We start from the raw sequence: 532 nt of genomic DNA, 5'->3' as shown, positions 1-532 counted from the left end.
CACGCACTTTTTTTGAGAAAGGCGCATAAGCAGTTTCTGCCGGCAAAGGTGAAATGACGCTTCCTCGCCACGGCTGTTCGTTCCTCGCGCTGCTGCGGTACGCCTCAGCCGTGACTGCGGCGAGCGTTGCGTGCTCACGTTTTAAGGGCAGGCTTTTTTCCTGTTCCCCGTTTGCGCCCGGGCCGGGCCGTTTTATGCTTAATTCAGACGTCTTTCTGACGCTTTAACCCGAGAGGCACCGTATGGACGGACACACTTCACCCGCCCGCTTTCTGGCATTCCTGCTGGCAGAGCACGATATCTCCGTTACTTAGCTGTGCAGGCGCAGCGGGATGGACAGCGCCGTCGCCTGGGCCTTTCTGGCCGGTCGCCTGCCGGTAACCCCCGTACTGGCGGAGCAGCTGGGCCGGATATTTCATACGCCCGGATTCTGGCTGAACCGGCAGGCGCTGTGGACGCGCCTGGAGTCACACCCGCAGGCTGATAACGACGATCCTGCACTGCGCTGAATCGCGGCACGCCTGAGTGGCCA

1 protein-coding gene is annotated in these 532 nt (G+C 61.1%); it reads left to right on the top strand.

Going from position 1 to position 532, the window contains the following annotated elements:
* The first annotated feature begins 332 nt into the window (after positions 1–332).
* On the top strand, positions 333–509 hold the full coding sequence (locus IBT54_RS24880; protein WP_236263726.1) for a hypothetical protein: 177 nt from the start codon (positions 333–335) through the stop codon (positions 507–509).
* The last annotated feature ends 23 nt before the right edge of the window (positions 510–532 follow it).

This window comes from Pantoea sp. S62 (assembly GCF_016658625.1).
Classification (GTDB): Bacteria; Pseudomonadota; Gammaproteobacteria; order Enterobacterales; family Enterobacteriaceae; genus Pantoea; species Pantoea vagans.
The sequence above is the reverse complement of the archived record's forward strand: the minus strand, read 5'-3'. Positions and strand labels throughout refer to the sequence as shown.